Source organism: Ramlibacter sp. (assembly GCF_035706265.1).
Classification (GTDB): domain Bacteria; phylum Pseudomonadota; class Gammaproteobacteria; order Burkholderiales; family Burkholderiaceae_C; genus Ramlibacter.
Map to the genome: position 1 here is coordinate 1 of NZ_DASSVG010000179.1, position 4,794 is coordinate 4,794.

Genomic DNA, 4,794 nt, shown 5'->3' on the forward strand with positions numbered 1-4,794 from the left:
GACGGCGATGGCGCCGCCGTTGACGTTCAGGCGGTCGGCGGGGATGCCCAGCCGGTCGCGGCAGTAGATCACCTGCACGGCGAAGGCCTCGTTCAGCTCCCACAGGTCGATGTCGTCCACCTTCAGGCCGAGGCGCTGCAGCACCTTGGGCACCGCGAACACCGGGCCGATGCCCATCTCGTCCGGCTCGCAGCCGGCCACCGCGAAGCCGAGGAAGCGGCCCAGGGGCCTGAGGTTGTTGCGGCTCGCGTATTCCTCGCTCACCACCACGCAGGCGCCGGCGCCATCGGAGAACTGGCTGGCATTGCCGGCGGCGATCACGCCGCCGGGCAGTGCCGGCTTGATGCCGCTGATGCCTTCCTTGGTCGTGCCCGGGCGCAGGCCTTCGTCCTGCGACGCCGTCACTTCCTTCGTCATCAGCCCCATCACCGGGTCGGCCACGCCGGCCTTCACCGTGATCGGCGCGATCTCGTCCTTGAACTTGCCGGCTTCCTGCGCGGCGCAGGCCTTCTGCTGGCTGGCCGCGCCGTATTCGTCCATCTGGTCGCGCGAGATGTTGTAGCGCTTGGCGACCTGCTCCGCCGTCTGCAGCATCGTCCAGTAGATCTCGGGCTTCTTGGCCATCAGCGCCGGGTCGCGCAGCATGTGCTGGTTCATCTCCTGCTGCACGCAGGAAATGCTCTCCACGCCGCCGGCCACGTAGACCTCGCCTTCGCCGGCGATGATGCGCTGCGAAGCCATGGCGATGGTCTGCAGGCCGGAGGAGCAGAAGCGGTTGACCGTGGCGCCGGCCACCGTCACCGGCAGGTCCGCCATCAGCGCGATCTGGCGCGCGATGTTGGCGCCGGTGGCGCCTTCGGGATTGGCGCAGCCCATGAGCACGTCCTCCACCGCGTCGGGCGCGATGCCGGCGCGCTGGATCGCGTGCTTGACGGCATGGCCGCCGAGCGTGGCCCCGTGCGTCATGTTGAACGCCCCCTTCCAGCTCTTGGTGAGGGGGGTGCGGGCGGTGGAGACGATGACGGCTTTGGTCATGGTGGGCCTTTCGTAGGTTCGGGTCAGGCGTTCGGCGCGTTCAGGTTGCGCAGGAGTTGATGGTAGAAGCGCACCAGCTCCGCCAGGTTGGCGACGGCGATGCGCTCGTTGGTGCCGTGCAGCCGCGGCAGGTCCGCGGCCTGCACGCGCACCGGCGAGAAGCGGTAGACGTTGTCGGTGAGTCCGGTGAAGTGGTGGGCATCCGCCCCCGCCACGAACAGGGCGGGCGTGACCGCGACCTGGGGGTCGAGCGAGCGGATCGTGCGGTTCAGGAGCTGGAAGGGCGCCGCGCTGGTGGGCGAGACCGGCGAGGGCTCGGCGCCCCCGGGCAGTTCGCTCACCTCCACCGCGGAGCCGACCTTCTCGCGCACGGCCCGCAGCACGCCTGCGCGCGTGTCGCCGGGCAGCAGGCGGAAATTGACGACGGCCTCGGCCTGGGCCGGGATCACGTTCGCCTGGGTGCCGGCGCGCACGATGGTGATGGCGGTGGTGGTGCGCAGCACGGTATTGCTGCTGGCCGCGCGTTCCAGCTGGCGCGTGACCAGCGGGCCGAACAGCCACAGGTTGGACAGCGCCACGCGCTGGAAGCCCTGCATCTCCGGCGCCACCGTCTCGAACATCTCGCGCGCCACGCCCTGCAACGTCGCCGGGAAAGGCTCGTCCTCCAGCCGGCGCAGCGCCGCATTCAACACGCCGACGGCCGTCTGGGCGGGCGGCGGGGGCACCGAGGAGTGGCCGGCCACGCCGCGGGCCTTGAGCGCCACGGAAAGTCCACCCTTCTCCGCCACGCCGACCAATGCCACCGGGCGGGCCACGCCGGGGACCAGGCCCTCGCCGATGAAGAGGCCCTCGTCCAGCACGAAATCGAGCCGCACCCCACGCTGCTGCAGCAGCTTCGCCACTTGCTGCGCCCCGCGCGTGCCGCCGACCTCCTCGTCGGCGCCATAAGCGAGGTAGACCGTCTGGCGCGGCTGGAAGCCGGCGGCCAGCAGCATCTCCACGGCTTCCATCTGGGCAACGATGTTGCCCTTGTCGTCCCAGGTGCCGCGGCCCCAGACGAAGCCGTCCTGCACCACGCCGCCGAAGGGCGGGTGCTGCCACTGCGCTTCGGTGCCGGGCTCCACCGGCACCACGTCCTGGTGCGCCAGCAGCGCGACGGGCTTGGCGGCGGAATCCGAACCCGGCCAGGTATAGAGCAGCGCCTGGCCCACCACTTCGCGCTTCAGGGCCGCGTGCAGCCGCGGAAAGCGCTGCTGCAGGTAGGCGTGCAGCTGGCGGAACTCCGCCGCGTTGGCCTCGGCATCGCTGGCGCTGGCGATGGTGCGAAAGCGCAGTGCACCCGCGAGCTTGTCGGCGACCGCCTGCGCATCGACGGCCAGCGGCGGCGCCGGCGGCACTTCGAGCTGGCGCGAGCCCTGGCGCAGCGTGTTGGCCGCCACGGCGGCGGCCAGCAGGAGCACGAGGGCGACGATGGCGAGCAGGACGCGCTTGATCATGGGCAGGCTCTGGATCCCCGCCGGCGCGGGGATGACGACCAAGGGGCCCGCCGCGGCGGGCCCGTGGCCGTCAGTTGAAGGTCTTGCCTTCCTGCGCCAGCCTGGCGAGCAGCGGCGCCGGCTCCCAGAACTTCGCGTCGTCGCGCGGGTTGCGCTGGAAGCGCTTCATGGCCTGGACGACGTTGAACAGGCCCACCTGGTCGGCATACAGCATGGGGCCGCCGCGGTGCACCGGGAAGCCGTAGCCCGTGATGTAGACCATGTCGATGTCGCTCGCGCGGGCGGCGATGCCCTCTTCCAGGATGCGCGCGCCCTCGTTGACCAGCGCGAACACCAGGCGCTGCACGATCTCGTCGTCGGAAATCTTGCGCGGCTCGATGCCGAGCGACTTGCGGTGCTCGGCGACCATGTCCTCCACCAGCTTGGAGGGGATCGCGTCGCGCTTGCCTTCCTTGTAGTCGTACCAGCCGGCGCCGGTCTTCTGGCCGAAGCGACCCAGCTCGCACAGCTTGTCGGCCGTGCGGCTGTACAGCATGTTCGGCCGCTCCTGCGCCCGGCGCTTGCGGATCGCCCAGCCGATGTCGTTGCCGGCCAGGTCGCCCATGCGGAACGGACCCATCGCGAAGCCGAACTTCTCGATCGCCCTGTCCACCTGCTGCGGCGTGGCGCCCTCGTCCAGCAGGAAGCCGGCCTGGCGGCTGTACTGCTCGATCATGCGGTTGCCGATGAAGCCGTCGCACACGCCCGAGACCACCGCGGTCTTGCGGATCTTCTTGGCCAGCGCCATCACGGTGGCGAGCACGTCCTTGGCCGTCTTGTCGCCGCGCACCACTTCCAGCAGCTTCATGACGTTGGCCGGGCTGAAGAAGTGCAGGCCGATCACGTCCTCGGGCCGCTTGGTGAAGGCCGCGATCCTGTTCACGTCGAGGGTGGAGGTGTTGCTGGCGAGGATCGCGCCCTTCTTCATCACCTCGTCGAGCTTCTCGAACACCTTCTGCTTGACGCCCATCTCCTCGAACACGGCCTCGATCACGAGATCGGCGTCCTTGATGTCCTCGTAGGAGAGCGTGGTCTTCAGCAGGCCCATGCGCTCCTCGTACTTCTCGGGCTTGAGCTTGCCCTTCTTGACCTGCATCTCGTAGTTCTTGCGCATGACCGCGGTGCCGCGGTCCAGCGCCTCCTGCTTCATCTCGAGGATGGTCACCGGGATGCCGGCGTTGAGGAAGTTCATCGAGATGCCGCCGCCCATGGTGCCGGCGCCGATCACGGCCACCTTCTCGATCTTGCGCTGCGGCGTGTCTTCCGGCACGTCGGCGATCTTGGAGGCGGCGCGTTCGGCCATGAACAGGTGGCGCAGCGCCCGGCTCTCGGGCGTGAGCATCAGGGCCAGGAAGTTCTCGCGCTCGTAGGCCAGGCCGTCGTCGAACTTCTTCTTCGTCGCCGCTTCCACCGCATCGACGCACTTCACCGGGGCCGGGAAGTTCTTCGCCATGCCCTTGACCATGTTGCGCGCGAAGCCGAAGTAGGCGTCGCCCAGCGGATGCTTGCAGGGCATGTCGCGCACCAGGGGCAGCGGCCGCACGTCGGCGACCGAGCGGGCGAAGGCGATCGCCTCCTCCAGCAGCGCCTCCGCCGAGGAAGCCATGCGGTCGAACAGTTTCTGCCCCGGCAACCTGGCGAGCATCTCGCTCTTCACCGGCTCGCCGCTCACGATCATGTTGAGGGCCGGCTCCACGCCCAGCACGCGCGGCAGCCGCTGGGTGCCGCCGGCGCCGGGGATCAGCCCCAACTTCACTTCGGGCAGCGCGATGTTGGCGCCCGGCGCGGCGATGCGGTAGTGGCAGCCCAGGGCCAGTTCCAGCCCGCCGCCCATGGCCACGGAGTGCATCGCGGCCACGATCGGCTTGGACGAGTTCTCGCAGGCCAGGATCACCGACAGCAGGTTCGGGTCCTGGATCGCCTTGGGGGTGCCGAACTCGCGGATGTCCGCGCCGCCCGAGAACGCCCGGCCCGCGCCCGCGAGCACGATGGCCTTGACCGCGGGATCGGCATTGGCCTGGTCGATGCCGGCGGCGATCGCGACGCGGGTGGCGTGGCCCAAGCCGTTGACGGGCGGGTTGTTCATCGTGACCACGGCCACGTCGCCGTGGACCTTGTATTCAGCCGTCATGGGTCTGTCCTTCCGGTGAGAAAAAGAACGCTCGTTCGCTTTTGCGATTCTAGATTCTGACCTGCCCCGCCCCCGACGTTGCATGTCGCCGCC

Annotated in this window: 3 protein-coding genes; all 3 read right to left on the reverse strand. The window is 69.4% G+C overall.

The annotated features are described in order from the left end of the window. Nucleotides 1-1,035: acetyl-CoA C-acyltransferase (locus VFM98_RS06740; protein WP_325109140.1), on the reverse strand; the 1,035-nt coding region annotated here is incomplete at its 3' end. A gap of 23 nt (nt 1,036-1,058) precedes the next feature. Then, nucleotides 1,059-2,531, reverse strand: coding sequence for a M20 family peptidase (locus VFM98_RS06745; RefSeq protein WP_325109141.1), 1,473 nt, complete (start codon nt 2,529-2,531; stop codon nt 1,059-1,061). A gap of 70 nt (nt 2,532-2,601) precedes the next feature. Next, nucleotides 2,602-4,701: a 3-hydroxyacyl-CoA dehydrogenase NAD-binding domain-containing protein gene (locus VFM98_RS06750; protein ID WP_325109142.1), complete on the reverse strand. Its 2,100-nt coding sequence runs from the start codon at nt 4,699-4,701 to the stop codon at nt 2,602-2,604. Nucleotides 4,702-4,794: the final 93 nt, after the last annotated feature.